The sequence below is a fragment of the Corynebacterium sp. 51B genome (genome assembly GCF_008930785.1).
Taxonomy (GTDB): domain Bacteria; phylum Actinomycetota; class Actinomycetes; order Mycobacteriales; family Mycobacteriaceae; genus Corynebacterium; species Corynebacterium megadyptis.
Map to the genome: position 1 here is coordinate 119,821 of NZ_PQMK01000007.1, position 16,589 is coordinate 136,409.

Below are 16,589 nucleotides of genomic sequence, written 5' to 3' on the forward strand. Positions count from 1 at the left end.
TGCACCCGGCTCCTCCTAGCCCCCTCTTAGGCTTCTCGACGCTTCACTCACGCCACTAGACCGCGTAGCACACATTCAGCGGCGAGTGATCGGACCACCGCAGATTATAGGCATCGGCCTTATCCACCCAGCAGCGCTCGGCGCGCTGCAGCATGGCGGCGGTGGCCGCCTGGTAGTCGATGCGCCACCCGGCATCGGTGTCGAAGGCCTTACCGCGGTAGGTCCACCACGTATAGGGGCCGTCCACATCGCCCTCGAGACGGCGAGCCACATCGAACCAGGCGGGATCGGTGGCCGGCTGCCGCAGCGGCGCCGCCGAGGAATAGTTCACCGCGCCTGCGAAGCTGCCGTGGGCCTCCACCTGGCTCGCCCCATCGGGGAAGGTGCCAAAGACCGAGTCCATAAAGGCCCGCTCGTCCGGCAAGAAACCGGACTTCTTCTTATTGGCTTTGTCATTCTTCAAATCCTGGGCGCGGTGGCAGATATTCCAGTCGCCGCCGATCACCATGTCCGGGTGGGTCGTGGCCAGCTCCTCCAGCAGGGGGCCGAAGGAATCGAGGAAGGCGTATTTCTCATCCTGCTTCTCGGTGTCGGCCGCGCCGGAGGGCAGATAGAGCGAGGCCACGCGCAGCGACTCCAGGGGAGCGTCGATAAGCGTGGCAGCGATGAAGCGGCCCGAGTCCTCGAAACCGGGAATGCCGATCTCCACATCACCCAGCTCATAGCGGGAAAGAATCCCCACCCCGGCGCGACCCTTGGCGGCGGCCGGCGCGGTGGCGAGATGCCAGCCCGAATCCAGGGCTGGGGCCAGGGCGGCGCGGGCCTGGGTGTCGTCGGCGCGCACCTCCTGCATGAGCACCACATCCACCCCGGCGGTCTCGAGCCAGGCGAGCATGCCGCGGTTGTCTTCGGAGCGCTGCTTCACCGCGGCGCGGATGCCATTGACGTTGACAGAAGAAATCGTGATAGCCATAGCCCGCAATTCTATCGTGGCCATCTCCCCAACCCCGCCGGTAGCATTAGTTTCACACGCAAAATCCTCTCAGAGAAAGGTGGTTCACCATGGCAACACAGCAGGTTCTCGTCGCAGGAGCGGGGCTGGTGGGGCTGTGTACCGCCTTTAGTCTGGCGCGTGCGGACCATGCGGTCACCCTCATCGATAGGAGCCGGATAGGCTCTGGGGCGGCGCGCGGCAATGCCGGGGAGATCACCCCGCTGCAGGCGCTGCCCATGCCCGAGCCGGCGCTGCTCACCCAGCTGGCCGAGGGCGTGATCTCGCAGCGCCACTACTTCACCATCGCCCCCTTGGCGCTGCCGCGGCTGTCGGTATTTGGCCTGCAATTCCTGCGCAACTGCACGGAGTCGCGGCTGCAGCGCAATACGGCGGCGCTGGATCAGCTGGTGCGCCAGGCGATGGCCGCCTATGACTCTTTTCACCGCGATGGCATCTCCCTCGCTGGCGGCGGCTGGGGCTATCTCAATGTGCACTCCGATCCCGCGGCGCTGCGTGTCTTCCGCGAGGCCCAGGTTGCGCGCGCCCGGCACCTCGGGTTGGAGGAGCCCGGGCCGATTCTGAGCCGCGCCGAGCTGGAGGAGCCGCTTCTGGGCGAGGAGATCACCGCCGGCTATCGCATCCCCACCGAGCGCTATATCGATCCGGATCTCTTCTGCACGGAGCTGCACACCGCCCTCACCGAGCTGGGGGCGAGGATCCTCCCCCACACCGAGCTACTCTCCCTCGACTCCACCCACGCCACCGTCCGCACCGGCCACGGGGTGGAGACCATCGGCTTCGATAAGGCGGTCGTCTCCACCGGCGCCTGGCTGAACCGGCAACTCCGCGGCATTCCAGGGCTGCGCTTCTCCGCCGTCACCCCGGGCACCGGCTATAGCTTTCATGTGGAGATGGATCCGCTGCCGCGCAGCCTCGTCATGGGGTTGCATCGCAAGACGCTGATCGTGCCGATGAGCGGCAGCGCCCGGGTGGTGGGGCTGATGGATTTCGGTTTCCGCGTGGAACGTTTTGAGCGCCACCGCATGGATTTTCTGCGGGAACGGGCCGCGCGCTTTATTACTGGCCTGGACACGGCCCCGATCTCGCGGGAATGGACCGGCCCGCGCCCGATGACCCCCACTGGGCTTCCTTATATCAGCCCGGTGCGGGCGCAGCCGAATATCATCGTCGCCGCCGGGCACAATATGCACGGGCTCACCCTCGGCCCGGTCACCGGCGAGATCGTTAGCGCACTCGTCGCCGGCCGCGATCCGGGCATCGATATGCGCCCCTTTGCCCTGCCGCGCTTTTAGCGCTGGGCGCTTGTCGACGCCATCCTGGCGTCTTCCGCCCGCTTCAGGCGATAGGCCAGCGCCCAGGTGCACACACCCAAAACCGCCAGGCCGGCACCGGCCAGCGCGGGGGCGGCATAGGAGAACCCGGCGCCGATCACCACGCCGCCCAGCGCCGCACCCAGGGCGTTGGCGGTGTTGAGCGCGGTGTGGTTGAGCGAGGCCGCCAGCATCTGCGCCTCGCCGGCATTGTCCATGAGACGAATCTGCAGGATGGGCACCAGCGCGCTGGCGGCGGTGCCGATGAGCACGAACACTGGAACGGCCAGCCACACATGCTGCGAGGCGAGATAGAACAACGTCATGAGAATGGCGGAGGCGCTGAGCGCGCCCATGATGCCCTTTTCGAGGTTCCAATCGCTGAGCCGGCCGCCGATAACATTGCCGAGCAGCTGGCCGAAGCCGTAGACCATGAGCACCAGCCACATCCAGTGCGGGTTCAGCCCCGCCCGCTCCGTCATGGTCCAGGTGATGTAGGTGTAGACGGCGAAGTTGCCGCCGAAGCCGATGGTGCCGATGAGCAGCGTCAGCCAGATCTGCGCCTTTGCGAGGGCCCCGAGCTCGGTGCGGGGGCTGGTCGGCGGCATCTCGGTCATGTGCGGCATGAGGAACCACAGCGCCACCAGGGTAATCAGACCCACCGCCGCGACTAGGGCATAGGCGATCTGCCAGCCGAAAACCGAGCCCAGCGCCTGGGCTGCGGGCACGCCGGCCACCGTGGCCACCGAGAAGCCCATGCCCACATAGGCGATGGAGCGGCCCCGCTGCCCCGCCGGAGCCATGGAGGCGGTGGCCAGCGCGGTGATGGAAAAGTAGGCGCCATGCGGCAGGCCCGCGACGAAGCGGGTGATGAGCAGCATCGCATAAGAGGAGCTGAATACCGTGACCGCGTGGGAGATAGTAAACGCCGCCATGAGCAGAAGCAGCAGCCGGCGCCGCGGCATGAAGCCGGTAAACAGCGCCACCATCGGGGAGCCGACCATGACTCCCAGCGCGTAGACGGAGATGACCGTGCCGGCCTTGGCCTCACTGATACCGAAGTCGGTGGCGATCAGCGGCAGCAAACCCATGGAGGCGAACTCGGTGGTGCCGATGCCGAAGGCGCCGAGCGCGAATGCGGCCATCACGATATAGCGGCGAGCATCCGAGATCTCGGTTTGGCGCGGCAGCCTCTTTGTCCGACGCAGCAACAGCTCTTCTCCTTTCCCACACTGGGGTGCAACACGTAGTACGAACGTTGAGACACTACACCTTTATGGCCACAATGCAATCCGGACAGCTGGGTGTGGAGCAGCCGTGGGATCCGGACGCCTTTTTACCCCCACGGGAAAAGAGAACGGGTATCGTAGACGGCTGTACTGTTATTTCTTCAACTCATATATATAGGAGACGCATGGCTAAGATCATTTACACCCGCACCGACGAGGCCCCGCTGCTGGCCACCTACTCACTCAAGCCCGCCGTGGAGGCATTCGCAGCGACCGCCGGTATCGATGTGGAGACCTCCGACATTTCCCTCGCCGGACGCATCCTCGCCCAGTTCCCCGACTATCTCGGCGAGGACCAGAAGGTCAATGATGCTCTCGCTGAGCTCGGTGAACTAGCCAAGACCCCGGAAGCTAACATCATCAAGCTTCCCAATATCTCCGCCTCCTTGCCGCAGCTGCTGCGCGCCATCAAGGAGCTGCAGGACAAGGGCTTCGCCCTGCCGGAGTACCCGGAAAAGCCCTCCACCGATGAGGAAAAGGACATCCGCGCCCGCTACGACGCCGTCAAGGGCTCCGCGGTGAACCCGGTGCTGCGTGAGGGCAACTCCGATCGTCGCGCCCCCATCGCCGTGAAGAACTTCGTGAAGAAGTACCCGCACCGCATGGGCGAGTGGTCGGCCGACTCCAAGACGAACGTGGCCACCATGGACTCCGGCGACTTCCGCCACAACGAGAAGTCCGTGATTATGCCCGCCGCCGATTCCCTCACCATCAAGCTCGTCACCGACGAGGGTGAGCAGGTACTCAAGGACAACCTGGAGGTCCAGGAGGGCGAGGTGGTGGACGCCACCTTCATGTCCGCCAAGGCTCTGGACGCCTTCCTCACCGAGCAGGTGCAGCGCGCCCAGGACGAGGGCGTGCTCTTCTCCGCTCACCTCAAGGCCACCATGATGAAGGTCTCCGACCCGATCATCTTCGGCCACGTGGTGCGCGCCTTCTTCAAGGATGTCTTCGCCGAGCACGGCGAGGTGCTGCTGGCCAACGGCCTGAACGGCGAAAACGGCCTCGGCGCCATCCTGGAAGGCCTCGACTCCGTCGAGGGTGGCGAGGAGATCAAGGCTGCCTTCGAGAAGGCTCTCGCCGAGGGCCCAGACGTGGCCATGGTGAACTCCCACAAGGGCATCACCAACCTGCACGTGCCCTCCGATGTGATTATCGACGCCTCCATGCCGGCCATGATCCGCACCGCCGGCCACATGTGGAACAAGAACGACGAGGAGCAGGACGCCCTCGCCGTCATCCCGGATTCCTCCTACGCTGGCGTGTACCAGGCCGTGATCGAGGACTGCAAGGCCAATGGCGCCTTCGATCCCACCACCATGGGCACCGTCCCGAACGTGGGCCTGATGGCACAGAAGGCTGAGGAGTACGGCTCCCACGACAAGACCTTCAAGATCGAGGCCGACGGCACCGTGCAGGTCGTTAATTCCGCTGGCGAGGTGCTCATGGAGCACGAGGTCGAGGCCGGCGATATCTGGCGCGCCTGCCAGGCCAAGGACGCCCCGATCCAGGACTGGGTGAAGCTGGCCGTGACCCGCGCCCGTCTCTCCGGTATGCCGGCAGTGTTCTGGCTCGACCCGGAGCGCGCCCACGACCGCAACCTCACCGAGCTGGTGAAGAAGTACCTGGCCGATCACGACACCGAGGGCCTGGATATCCAGATCATGTCCCCGGTCGAGGCCACCACCTACTCGGTGGAACGCATCCGTCGCGGCGAGGACACCATCTCCGTGACCGGTAACGTGCTGCGTGACTACAACACTGACCTCTTCCCGATCCTCGAGCTGGGTACCTCCGCGAAGATGCTCTCCGTGGTGCCGCTCATGGCAGGCGGCGGCCTCTTCGAGACCGGTGCCGGCGGCTCCGCCCCGAAGCACGTGCAGCAGCTGGTGGAGGAAAACCACCTGCGCTGGGACTCCCTCGGCGAGTTCCTGGCTCTGGCTGAGTCCTTCCGCCACGAGCAGCAGTCCAATGGCAATGACAAGGCCGGCGTGCTGGCCTCCGCTTTGGACAGGGCCACCGAGACCCTGCTGAACGAGGGCAAGTCCCCCTCCCGCAAGGTCAATGAGAACGACAACCGTGGCTCTCACTTCTGGCTGACTCTCTTCTGGGCCACCGAGCTGGCACAGCAGAGCGATGACGCGGAGATCGCCGCGACCTTCAAGCCGGTTGCCGAGGCCCTGCAGGAGGCCTCCGAGGAGATCCACCAGGCTCTCATCGACGTCCAGGGCGAGTCCGTCGATCTGGGCGGCTACTACGCCCCCGATGAGGAGAAGGCCAACGCTGTGATGCGTCCGGTCGCTCGCTACAACGAGATCCTCGACACCCTGAAGTAAGCACAACGCCAAGGCCCACCACCGCAGAGATCCTCCTCCGCGGCGATGGGCTTTTGCCCTGTCTGGGCGCCTGCCCGCACTAGGCCATAAAGCGGGCGGCAATATCGGCCGCAATTGCATCGGCGCGGCGCAAAATCCCGTGATTGCTGCGGGCTTGGGCGGTTTCCGCCACCGGCCAGTGCAGCCCCGCCACCGAGATACCGAAGGCATAGAGGCTGGCCCAGGGCTGCCCATTGGCAGGGTGGATCACCCGCATCGTCTCATCCGAAATCGCCAGCGCCCCGGTGGCGGCCGTACCAGAGGAATCCTCCAGCACCATCTCCATGGCCACTTCCTCCGCCAGCAGCTGCTGCATGAGCGGATCGGCACTCACGGACACATCGGGGTTGGGCTGGCGGGCCTCGATACACACCCGGCTGTGATAGCGCTGCGTGGCGTTCATCCGCGAATAGCACACAAAGCCCTCCGGGGCACTGGGTTCTACATAAAAGCCGGGGCCGGGCAGGGTGACGATGCCGGCGTCGATAAGCGCATCGAGCTGCGCGAGACGGAACTGCGGCGGCCCCTGCAGATTCGCGCTATTGACCCCAGTGAAGAAGTCCTTAAAGTGCGCCGAATAGCTGTGCGCGGAGAGCCGCCCCGCGCCCACGGCCTGCTCGATCACCGGCCACGTATCGCGAATCGGGTCAAACCACGAAGCGTCTTCGGTGAGGTAGGTGTGTAGCCACTGCCGCCACTGCCCCATGTCCACTGCGGGGTCGATGATCTTTTGCCAATCCACATCGGGATAGTGGGCCTCCACCTCGGCGGTGATGAGCGGCCAGATATCGCGCATGAAATCGATCGGCGGGGTGAGATCCGCGATCGCCTCCGGGGTGAGCACCTGTGGCGTGTACTGCTGGAGCAGGTTCCGCTTGCCGCGATAGGGCAGACCACTCGGTGAGCCGGCTACGATGTGCGGCTCTCGCCCCGAGGGCTCATAGCCCGCCGCGGTGAAGCGGCCGCCGCGGCCTTCGGTGAGGGCGGCCATATAGTCAAAGAAGGACAGCCCCACTCCCTTTATCAGCACCGTCTCACCGGGCTCTAGCGTCTCGAGCTCCGCGAGGTGATCGGCGGCATTAGCGGGGTGGATGTGCAGCGTGTTGGTGATCCCGAGCTGCGCTAACGCCTCGTCGAGCTGGTGCACATCCGGCGGTAGCAGGGCGGGGATATGGCCAAGTGTGAGCACGCAGGCGTCCACGCGAATCGATTCCGCCTCATCGGCGAAGTCAATCTGCCAGCCCTCGCCGAAGCGGTGGACGCGGCGGGCCCGGCGCGTATGCACCCGCACGCCCGCGCCGTTGAGCTGGGAGAAACGCCACTGCAGATACAGGCCATAGAGGGGCCGGCTGGCGGGATCCGCGGCCGCAAGCTGCGCGGCTTCCTGCTGTGCCCACTCGCCGGCGAGCGCCAGCCACGGCTCCGCGGCAGCGCTATGGGCCCATTCATAGAGGGTGGGCCCCGTGCAGAGCGGGCCGCTCAGCTCCACGGTCTCGTCCACGAAGGCCGTGACTTCCCCACTGGCGGTATTCATGAGCATGAGCGGCGACTGCTCGGGATTCCACACCGCACCGGAGCCGGGAGCGTACTCCTCGATCACCTCGATGCACAGATCCTGCACGCCGCGCTGCTCGGCGAAAGCTGTCAGCCTTTCCAGCACCGCCAATCCCCGCGGGCCACACCCAATGATCGCTATTCGAGCCATAGGGCCATTGTATTCCGCCGCCGCCTCGACTTCGTACACGTGTTCCCTGGCGCTCGACGCCACGGGGCCCTAGCATGAGGCGCACCACAGTATTGAGCGAGCGCTGTAGCGGAAAGGACCCCATGAACAGCGAATCCGAGCGCCTCCTCGCGCATATCACCGAACACTCCACCCTCCCCTCTATCGAGATTCAGCTGCGCGGCACCCCGCAGACGCTGAGCGAGAGCACCGTGGGCGGCCAGCCCTATCTGGATCCTGGCGAAGAGGCGCCGGTGGGCCAGGACGGCGCGCCGCTGGTGTTTTTGGCCCAGCTCAACCTCGCCGAGCTTCCCGCCAATGATCTGCTGCCCGCCACTGGCCTGCTGCAGTTTTTCATCGGTGGCGATGACCTGCTGGGCATGCACGACTTCGACAATATCCGGCGCAATAACCACCGGGTGATCTACCGCGAATCCTTTGATTCCACCGTCGACAGCAGCACCTATACCCTGCCCGCCGCGGCCCACACCCCCTTTACTCGCAGCGAGGGCGTCGGGATGGACTTCGAGCTCGTCCGCCAGCCCATCTCCACCGAGGATCATCGTTTCGAGGATGCAGTGGCGGAGGCGGAGGAGGAGCTGGGCATCGAGGTTGATGCTGCCGGCATCGGCGAGCTCGTGGATCAGCTCCGTGACAGCCACACCGCCGGCGGGCACCGTATCGGCGGCTATCCCTTCTTCACCCAGGCGGATTTGCGCACCCCGGAGGATGAGCTCGATGTGCTGCTACTGCAGATCGATAGCGAGGGGCCGGTGATGTGGGGCGATACAGGCGTAGGGGGGTTTTTCATCTCCGCTGCGGACCTGCGGGCCCGCGACTTCTCTCGCGTCGGCTATAGCTGGGACTGCTACTAAGGGCGCGGATGCTTGGGACCAACCGAGGCGCTCGGCACCAGTGTTACATCGGGCCTTTTAACGCTTTGAAAACTGCAATTACCCGCAGCGTTCAGCGCCCCAGAACCTGTTGTGTCCTCGAGCGCGGAATGCTTCCTCATGGGAACTAGCTGCAGTGTGCCTAGCAGTCGAGCAGTGGGGCCCTCTTAGCTGGAACTAAATGGAACGGTGATATCACGTTGATCGTAGCTCGAGCCGGTGCCGCTCATGTCCGCAGACAACATCAGGCCAGGGCCGCAGGCAATGTCCACATCTGCACCGAGAGCTCGACGTGTAAGACTAATAGCGCGCGGAGAGTAGGGCAGGCCGAGGTGCGAGGCTAGGTCTTGAGAGCATCCATCCTGTAGCACCAGTGCAGTGGAGTTGGGGCCATCGAACTGAGAGTTGGCCATTGGGGTAACCACCGTGTCGGTGCGTGAGGAAATGGACACGTAGCGCACTCCTTCGACCTCTATTCCACCTTCAGCGAGGGCGTTCATGGCGTCAGAGCCGGCGAGGAGATCCTTGGCTACCTCACCGAAAATTCGGTCGATTGCTGGATACACGGGTATGCCGGCAGCGTTCGCTTCTTGGGCATAACGCGCAATGCCGAGTAGGTTGGTGCCATGGATCGCACCGCCGAGAGTGATCACAGTACCCACCCCTTCGGAGCCAACCTGTTTGGCATACATGGAGGCTAGGGTCCCGCCAAGGGAGTAGCCAACGATGTCCACCTTCTTCGCTCCCGTGTGAGCCTTGACGGCCTCGATATCAGCGGCGACCTCAGCCAGCGACTCGCTGGCAGGTTTAAGCCCGTAGACTCCCTCGACATTGGAGGTCACAGGAAGAGGGCCGTCATATTTTCCGTAGGCCGGGGCATAGACGCAGCGACCATCGACAGCCAGTGCAGGTCCGAGAGCAGCGAAAGAGCCATACGGATTGGAGTTCATGCCATGGAGAAGCACCACTGGGTTTTGACCCTCTTGCGGCACACAGCCGGTATTTACTCCCTCCGGCATGACACTGGGGTTCTGCATTTGCACAAGCGCTGCGGCAGCGAGGTTGGGCTGGGTGGGCCCATGGTTTCCCTCATCGCTGACAACGATGGTTGCCTGCACGCTGGGCACGAGGACAGCGGCGATAGTGATAACCCCTGCACAGACTGCGCCGAAACGGCGGCGGAAAGTTCGTGATAAAGCCATGTGTGTTTCCTTAACTCCTTGGCAATTCAGGTCAGCGGCCCAGTCTGCACAACTCAGAAGCCGAGGGGATCACCCCATAGAACCACCGATACTGTAACTGGAACCACTTTCACATCAGCTGTGTTACTGGTGCTACAGCTAAGCCTAGGCCTGTGTAATCTATTTTCCTACCAAACCGAAGGTTAGTTACCCCCAAAAAATCATTTCTGCAGGAAATCAGGGGAACAAGTGGGGGTAAACCACAAAGCTAAGACAAAGGTATCCCGATGTTATAGCCTTAAGTAAATACAACCTCATACCCACGGGAGTGCGCTGATGCTGCGCGCTGAGAGGACCCAGCGCATGGGTCGACCGTATGAACCTGTCTGGATCATGCCAGCGTAGGAAGGATTTTTTATGACTACCCGTCTGTCTGCCGCCAAGAAGGCCCGCAGTGCTGCCCCGGAACCGGGAGAGCTGACCACCGGCCCCATCTACCGCAGCCACAAGACCTACCGCGAGGCCATCCACACCAACACCGATGGTTCCACCACCACCATGCGCATCCCGGCGCGGGCCATCGAGCTGACCACCGGCACGGATTTCGAGGTCTATGACACCTCTGGTATCTACACCGAGGACAACCCCCAGCTGGATCTGAAGAAGGGTCTCGAGCCTCTGCGCGAGGGGTGGGAAACCCCGGCCCCCGCCCCCGCTTCGGAGGCGCAGCCCACCACGCTGGTGCGCACCCAGCTGGCCTGGGCTCGGGCCGGGATCATCACCCCGGAGATGACCTTCATCGCCCACCGCGAGGGCTTCAGCCCGGAGGAAGTGCGCGAGGAGGTGGCCGCGGGCCGAGCGGTGATTTGCGCCAATCACAAGCACCCCGAGATCGAGCCGATGATCATCGGCAAGAAGTTCGCGGTGAAGGTGAACGCGAATATCGGAAATTCGGCGGTCACCAGCTCCATCGCGGAGGAAGTGGAGAAGATGGTGTGGGCCACCCGCTGGGGCGCAGACACCATCATGGACCTCTCCACCGGCGACAATATTCACGAAACCCGCGAGTGGATTCTGCGTAACTCCCCCGTGCCGGTGGGCACCGTGCCGATCTACCAGGCACTAGAGAAGGTCAAAGGTGATGCCACCAAACTCACCTGGGAGATCTACCGCGACACCATCATTGAGCAGTGCGAGCAGGGCGTGGATTATATGACGGTGCACGCTGGGGTGCTGCTGCGCTATATTCCGCTGGCCGCCGAGCGCGTCACCGGCATCGTCAGCCGCGGCGGCTCGATCATGGCGGCGTGGTGCTTGAAGGAGCACCGCGAGTCCTTCCTGTACACCAACTTCGCGGAGCTCTGCGAGATTCTCGCCGCCTATGATGTCACCTTCTCCCTCGGCGATGGCCTGCGCCCGGGCTCGATCGCCGATGCCAATGACGAGGCCCAGCTGGCCGAGCTGCGCACTCTCGGCGAGCTCACCCGCATCGCCCACGATCATGGCGTGCAGGTGATGATCGAAGGGCCTGGCCACATCCCCATGCACAAGGTGGCAGAGAATGTCACCTGGGAGGAGGACTGGTGCGATGAGGCCCCCTTCTACACCCTCGGCCCGCTGACCACCGATATCGCCCCCGGCTACGATCACATCACCTCCGCGATTGGCGCCGCGATCATCGGCCAGGCGGGCACCGCGATGCTGTGCTACGTCACCCCGAAGGAGCACCTAGGCCTGCCCAACCGCGATGATGTGAAAACAGGCGTGATCACCTATAAGATCGCCGCCCACGCTGCGGATCTGGGCAAGGGACATCCCCGCGCCCAGGAGCGCGATGATGCGTTGTCCACCGCCCGTTTCGAGTTCCGCTGGCACGATCAATTCGCCCTAGCCCTGGATCCCGATACGGCGCTGGACTTCCACGATGAGACCCTGCCGGCCGAACCGGCCAAGACCGCCCACTTCTGCTCCATGTGCGGCCCGAAGTTCTGCTCGATGAAGATCAGCCAGGACGTGCGCGACTATGCCCAGGAGCACGGTCTCACCTCGGCTGAAGCTATCGAGGCCGGTATGCAGGAAAAGTCGGATGAGTTCACCCGGCGCGGCGAGCGCGTCTACCTGCCGCTGAGCCCAGCCACCTCCTAAAACCCCCATCCGCGCGCGACACCCCGCCCCGCCGCCCATCCCTCCCGATCGATGGCTGGGGCAGGGTCTTATATATCTCCCACCACCCCCAAAATGAGCTAACTCACATACCGAGCTGTCTATCCCATCGTCGCAGTTCACGACATATAAGCGCGCCCACTCTGCCCGCTCAGCCCTTGCTCTAGACCGAGCGGTTCGTTAGGGTTGCTGACAACGCAACGCGGGGCGCTAAGGATTCGACGCTCTCCGCTTTCCCTTAAGGACTCTTGGGAAGTCATTTCTTTTCAAGCGCTCGCCGCGGTCTATGGTTCCTCCTTCGCGGCGAAGCTGTCTCATACTGTGTTCTCCGGCGGATGGCTCGAACCGTCCCGCGTTGTGGTCCCCATAAATGTCCATGATGAGAGGAACCATCAATGCCTAAGTACAACAATGAGAACGCGGCCGAGTGGGGCTTTGCTACCCGCTCGATCCACGCCGGCCAGCCGGTGGACTCCGATACCGGCGCCCGCAATCTGCCGCTGTACTTCACCTCCTCCTATGTATTCGACGACGCCGCCCATGCTGCCGCGCGTTTCGATCTTTCCGACCTTGGTCCGGTGTATTCCCGCCTGACCAACCCCACCGTGGCCGCCGTCGAAGAGCGCCTCGCCTCCCTCGAGGGCGGCGTGCACGCTGTGCTCTTCGCCTCCGGCATGGCCGCTGAGACCGCCGCGATCCTCAGCCTGGCCCGCGCCGGCTCCCATATTGTCTCCTCCCCGCGCATCTATGGCGGCACCGAGACGCTCTTCCAGATCACCCTGCCGCGGCTGGGTATCGACGTCACCTTCGTCGAGGATCCGGACGATCCCGAATCCTGGGCGGCCGCCGCACAGGACAACACCGTGGCCTTCTTCGGCGAGACCTTCGCCAACCCGCAGGTGGATGTGCTGGATATTCCGGCCATCTCCGCGGTGGCGCATGAGCACAAGGTGCCGCTGATCGTGGACAACACCGTGGCCACCGCAGCCCTGGTCCGCCCGCTCGAACTGGGCGCCGATGTAGTGGTGGCCTCGCTGACCAAGTTCTACACCGGCAATGGTTCCGGCTTGGGCGGTGTGCTTGTCGACGGCGGCTCTTTCGATTGGTCCGTGGAACACAACGGTGAACCCAAATACCCCGATTTCGTCACCCCAGACCCCGCCTATCACGGCCTGCGCTATGTGGACCTCGGCCCCGCCGCCTATGGCCTCAAGGCCCGGGTGGGTCTGCTCCGCGACACCGGTGCCGCCCCCTCCCCCTTCAATGCGTGGGTGACTGCCCAGGGCCTGGACACCGTTGGTCTGCGCGTGGAGCGCCACAACTCCAATGCCTTGGCCGTGGCCCAGTTCCTGGAGTCCCAGCCTGCGGTGACCAAGGTGAACTATGCCGGCCTGGAGTCCTCGCCCTTCCACGCCACCGCGCAGAAGCTGGGCCTAGCCACCACCGGCTCGGTGCTCTCCTTCGATATCGAGGGCGGCCGCGATGAGGCATGGGCCTTCATCGACGCCCTGCAGCTGCACTCCAACCTGGCGAATATCGGCGATGTGCGCTCCCTGGTGGTGCACCCGGCCTCTACGACGCACTCGCAATCGGATGAGGCTGGTCTCCGCCGGGCCGGTATCAGCCAGTCCACCATCCGCCTTTCGGTGGGTATCGAGGCGATCGAGGACATCATCGCTGATCTCGAGCGCGGCTTCGCCGCCCTCAGCTAACCCACCGCAGCGATCACTCGCGCCGGAGAGGGAAAGGACACCAAGGATGAACCTAGGCACACCCGGCCAGCTGCACACGGTGCCGCTCGGCGAATTCCGTACCGAGGCCGGTGTGAGCCTGCCCATCTCCGTGGCGTATATGCGCTTCGGTGAGCCTCGCGCGGATGGCTCCAATATCATCCTCGTCGAACACGCCCTCACCGGCGATGCCAATGCGGCCGACTGGTGGGGCGGTATTATCGGGCCGGGCCGCGCCTTCGACACCACCGAGTACTGCATCATCTGCACCAATGCACTCGGCGGCTGTCAGGGCTCTACCGGCCCCGCCTCCCCGGACCCAGATGGCGTGCCGTGGGGCTCGCGCTTTCCGGCGCTATCCATTCGGGATCTCGTGCATGCGGAAAAACTCCTGCTCGATCATCTCGGCATCACCCACCTGCGAGCCGTCGCCGGCGGCTCCATGGGCGGTGCCCGCACCCTCGAATGGGCGCTGCTCTACCCCGAGATGGTGCAGGCCTGCCTGGTGGTGGCGGTCTCGCCGCGGGCCAGTGCCTGGCAGATCGGCGTGCAGCAGATCCAGATTGCCTCCATCACCTATGACCCCGACTGGCAGGGCGGGGATTACTACGGCACGGGGCGCCGCCCCGAGCAGGGGCTTACCACCGCCCGCAAGCTGGCACATCTCACCTATCGTGGCGAGCTAGAGGTCGACGAGCGTTTCGGCACCACCGCCCAGCGCGGGGAGAATCCCTTGGGCGCCTATCGCGACCCCACCCAGCGCTTCGCCGTGGAAAGTTATCTCGACCACCAGGGCCGCAAGCTCGTCGATCGCTTCGACGCCGGCTCCTATGTGGTCCTTACCGAAGCGCTCAATCGCTTCGATATCGGCCGGGACCGCGGCGGCCTGGTGCCTGCCTTGGCGCAGATCACCGCCCCCACCATGGTGGCAGGAGTAGACACCGATATTCTCTACCCCTACTACCAGCAGGAATTAATTGCGCGGAATGTCGCCCATCCCATCGGGATGGCCCATATCTCTTCCCCGGTGGGCCATGACGCCTTCCTCGTGGAAGAGCGCCAAATGGACAATATTGTGCGCCGCTTCCTCGCCGCCAGCTAGCTGCCGAGGGCGTCGATAGAGGCGGAGATGTACATCATCAACCCGCCCATGACGGCGGTGAAGGCGACGTCGAAACGCCGCGAGCGCACCGCCAGCACCCCCAATACATGGGAATCGCAGACGTAGCGGATTCCGGATAGCAGCACGAGACTGGCGCCGAAGACGAAGGTGGCTCGGCGCCAGTGATCGCTGAAGAGAAACACCGCGGCCACAATCAGCCCCAGCACGAACACACCCATCAGCGTCCGTTGCAGGCGAAGGGGTAGCGGCGAGGGCGGCAGGGCCCGATCGTGCGGGTTGCCGCTGAGATCCGCGATAGGGTCGACGCGCTCCACGGATCCGGTATTAGAGCTCGCGCTGGGAGAGACCGGCGAGCTTCTCCGCCCGCTCCACCACATTGCGCACGAGGAAGGCGCGGGTCAGCGGGCCCACACCGCCCGGGTTCGGCGATACGGCACCGGCGACCTCCCATACATCGGGGTGTACATCGCCCAGCAGCTGGCCGTCCTTGCGGGAGACTCCCACATCCAGCACGGCGGCGCCCGGCTTCACCATGTCGGCGGTGAGCATATGCGGCACGCCCGCGCCGGCGATAATCACATCGGCCTGCTGGGTTTCCGCCTTCAGATCGGCGGTGCCGGTGTGGCACAGCGTCACGGTGGAGTTCTCGGAACGGCGGGTGAGCATGAGCCCGATGGGGCGGCCGACTGTCACGCCGCGGCCGATCACCACAACCTTGGCGCCGTTGAGCTCAATATCGAAGCGGCGCAGCAGATGAATGCAGCCATTGGGGGTGCAGGGCAGCGGGGCGGGCTCGTTGAGCACCAGCTTGCCCAGATTCACCGGGTGCAGGCCATCGGCATCCTTGGCGGGATCGATGGCCTCGAGCACGGCGTTTTCGTCGATGTGCTTCGGCAGCGGCAGCTGCACAATGTAGCCGGTGCAGGCGTCATCATTATTCAGCTCCTCAATCACCTCGAGCAGCTCGCCTTGGGTGACATCCTCCGGCAGGTCCTTCCGGATCGAGTTCACGCCGATCTTCTCGCAGTCCTTGTGCTTCATGCGCACATAGGACTGGCTGGCGGGGTCCTCGCCCACCAGCACCGTCGCGAGCCCTGGAGTGATGCCCTGTTCCTTGAGTCTTTCGACTTTCTTCGCAAGCTCGACGAAAATTTCGTCGCGGTAGAGTTTTCCATCCAGTTTCATCGCGGTCATGGATCCATTATGACAGACGCCCGCCGCGTAGGATGGGCCCACGTGAACACCGCGCCCGTTACCAGCCCCAGCACCGCCCTGCCCTATGCCCATGTGGTCTTTGATAACCCGGTGATTCCCCCGAATACCGGCAACGCCATCCGCATGTGCGCCGGCACGGGCGCCACCCTGCACCTATGCGAGCCACTCGGCTTCGACCTCAGCGAAAAGCACCTGCGCCGGGCCGGTCTTGACTATCACGATCTCGCCCAGGTGCAGGTGCACTCCTCGCTTGCAGCGTGCCTCGACTCACTGCCCGATGCTCGGGTCTTCGCCTTCACCACCAGCGGCACTCTTAGCCACTCGGAGGTGCACTACCAGCCCGGCGATGTGCTGCTCTTCGGCACCGAGCCCACGGGGCTGAGCGCGGCGGCGCTCTCCCATCCCCGCATCACCGCTCAGGTGCGGATTCCGATGCTGGCGGGGCGGAGATCGATGAATCTGTCCAATGCGGCGGCTGTGGCGGCCTATGAGGCGTGGCGGCAGCTGGGCTATCCGGGCTGTGCAGCGCCGGGAGCTGGCGCTGGCGGAGCCGATTAAGCAGGGCGTAGCCA

The 16,589-nt window shown here is 64.2% G+C and carries 13 protein-coding genes and 1 riboswitch; of the genes, 7 read left to right on the forward strand and 6 right to left on the reverse strand.

Translation table 11 applies throughout. The features are described from left to right. Positions 1-55 precede the first annotated feature (55 nt). On the reverse strand, positions 56-967 hold the full coding sequence (locus tag GBB14_RS09195) for an exodeoxyribonuclease III (protein ID WP_192796201.1): 912 nt from the start codon (positions 965-967) through the stop codon (positions 56-58). Between the two features lie 95 nt (positions 968-1,062). On the opposite strand from GBB14_RS09195, the gene GBB14_RS09200 reads away from it, so the two are divergent. Then, a complete protein-coding gene (locus GBB14_RS09200; protein ID WP_151529557.1) occupies positions 1,063-2,307 on the forward strand; it encodes an FAD-binding oxidoreductase in 1,245 nt (414 codons plus the stop codon). On the opposite strand, the gene GBB14_RS09205 is transcribed toward GBB14_RS09200, so the two are convergent. Next, entirely contained in the window at positions 2,304-3,536 is a 1,233-nt protein-coding gene (locus tag GBB14_RS09205; protein WP_151529558.1) for an MFS transporter, read from the reverse strand. The genes GBB14_RS09200 and GBB14_RS09205 overlap by 4 nt on opposite strands. Before the next feature lie 203 nt (positions 3,537-3,739). Between GBB14_RS09205 and GBB14_RS09210 the strand changes: the two genes are divergently transcribed. Beyond that, positions 3,740-5,950 carry an NADP-dependent isocitrate dehydrogenase gene (locus tag GBB14_RS09210; protein ID WP_151529559.1) on the forward strand — a complete coding sequence of 737 codons (2,211 nt, stop codon included), beginning with the start codon at positions 3,740-3,742 and terminating at the stop codon, positions 5,948-5,950. Positions 5,951-6,029: 79 nt separating this feature from the next. Here the strand turns inward: GBB14_RS09210 and GBB14_RS09215 are convergent, their stop codons facing one another. Continuing rightward, positions 6,030-7,694 carry an FAD/NAD(P)-binding protein gene (locus GBB14_RS09215; RefSeq protein WP_151529561.1) on the reverse strand — a complete coding sequence of 555 codons (1,665 nt, stop codon included), beginning with the start codon at positions 7,692-7,694 and terminating at the stop codon, positions 6,030-6,032. A gap of 122 nt (positions 7,695-7,816) precedes the next feature. Between GBB14_RS09215 and GBB14_RS09220 the strand changes: the two genes are divergently transcribed. Then, entirely contained in the window at positions 7,817-8,587 is a 771-nt protein-coding gene (locus GBB14_RS09220) for a YwqG family protein (protein WP_192796197.1), read from the forward strand. 185 nt (positions 8,588-8,772) lie between these two features. Here GBB14_RS09220 and GBB14_RS09225 read toward each other — a convergent pair whose 3' ends face one another. Continuing rightward, positions 8,773-9,807, reverse strand: a complete 1,035-nt coding sequence (locus GBB14_RS09225; RefSeq protein ID WP_151529564.1) for a triacylglycerol lipase — start codon at positions 9,805-9,807, stop codon at positions 8,773-8,775. A gap of 291 nt (positions 9,808-10,098) precedes the next feature. After that, a riboswitch (TPP riboswitch) is annotated at positions 10,099-10,211 on the forward strand. Between GBB14_RS09225 and thiC the strand changes: the two genes are divergently transcribed. The 3 genes from thiC (at position 10,204) to GBB14_RS09240 (ending at position 14,781) form a co-directional block, all read left to right on the forward strand. Continuing rightward, positions 10,204-11,931 (forward strand): phosphomethylpyrimidine synthase ThiC, encoded by a 1,728-nt coding sequence (gene thiC / locus GBB14_RS09230; protein ID WP_151529565.1) that lies wholly within the window; start codon positions 10,204-10,206, stop codon positions 11,929-11,931. It overlaps the preceding riboswitch by 8 nt. A 413-nt stretch (positions 11,932-12,344) precedes the next feature. Then, positions 12,345-13,661, forward strand: a complete 1,317-nt coding sequence (locus GBB14_RS09235; RefSeq protein ID WP_151529566.1) for an O-acetylhomoserine/O-acetylserine sulfhydrylase — start codon at positions 12,345-12,347, stop codon at positions 13,659-13,661. A 46-nt stretch (positions 13,662-13,707) separates the two neighbouring features. After that, positions 13,708-14,781 carry a homoserine O-acetyltransferase gene (locus GBB14_RS09240; protein ID WP_151529567.1) on the forward strand — a complete coding sequence of 358 codons (1,074 nt, stop codon included), beginning with the start codon at positions 13,708-13,710 and terminating at the stop codon, positions 14,779-14,781. Here GBB14_RS09240 and GBB14_RS09245 read toward each other — a convergent pair. Beyond that, positions 14,778-15,116, reverse strand: a complete 339-nt coding sequence (locus tag GBB14_RS09245) for a DUF3017 domain-containing protein (protein WP_151529568.1) — start codon at positions 15,114-15,116, stop codon at positions 14,778-14,780. The two genes, GBB14_RS09240 and GBB14_RS09245, sit on opposite strands and share 4 nt — an antisense overlap. Before the next feature lie 10 nt (positions 15,117-15,126). Beyond that, positions 15,127-15,996, reverse strand: a complete 870-nt coding sequence (locus GBB14_RS09250; RefSeq protein WP_151529569.1) for a bifunctional methylenetetrahydrofolate dehydrogenase/methenyltetrahydrofolate cyclohydrolase — start codon at positions 15,994-15,996, stop codon at positions 15,127-15,129. A 9-nt stretch (positions 15,997-16,005) separates the two neighbouring features. Here GBB14_RS09250 and GBB14_RS10710 point away from each other — a divergent pair, with 9 nt between their 5' ends. Further along, a complete protein-coding gene (locus tag GBB14_RS10710; protein WP_151529570.1) occupies positions 16,006-16,575 on the forward strand; it encodes a tRNA (cytidine(34)-2'-O)-methyltransferase in 570 nt (189 codons plus the stop codon). Positions 16,576-16,589: the final 14 nt, after the last annotated feature.

Coding starts and splice junctions, on each gene's coding strand:
- GBB14_RS09200 (WP_151529557.1), top strand. CDS start 1,063: ATGGCAACACAGCAGGTTCTCGTCGCAGGAGCGGGGCTGGTGGGGCTG.
- GBB14_RS09210 (WP_151529559.1), top strand. CDS start 3,740: ATGGCTAAGATCATTTACACCCGCACCGACGAGGCCCCGCTGCTGGCC.
- GBB14_RS09215 (WP_151529561.1), bottom strand. CDS start 7,694: ATGGCTCGAATAGCGATCATTGGGTGTGGCCCGCGGGGATTGGCGGTG.
- GBB14_RS09220 (WP_192796197.1), top strand. CDS start 7,817: ATGAACAGCGAATCCGAGCGCCTCCTCGCGCATATCACCGAACACTCC.
- GBB14_RS09225 (WP_151529564.1), bottom strand. CDS start 9,807: ATGGCTTTATCACGAACTTTCCGCCGCCGTTTCGGCGCAGTCTGTGCA.
- thiC (WP_151529565.1), top strand. CDS start 10,204: ATGACTACCCGTCTGTCTGCCGCCAAGAAGGCCCGCAGTGCTGCCCCG.
- GBB14_RS09235 (WP_151529566.1), top strand. CDS start 12,345: ATGCCTAAGTACAACAATGAGAACGCGGCCGAGTGGGGCTTTGCTACC.
- GBB14_RS09240 (WP_151529567.1), top strand. CDS start 13,708: ATGAACCTAGGCACACCCGGCCAGCTGCACACGGTGCCGCTCGGCGAA.
- GBB14_RS09250 (WP_151529569.1), bottom strand. CDS start 15,996: ATGACCGCGATGAAACTGGATGGAAAACTCTACCGCGACGAAATTTTC.
- GBB14_RS10710 (WP_151529570.1), top strand. CDS start 16,006: ATGACAGACGCCCGCCGCGTAGGATGGGCCCACGTGAACACCGCGCCC.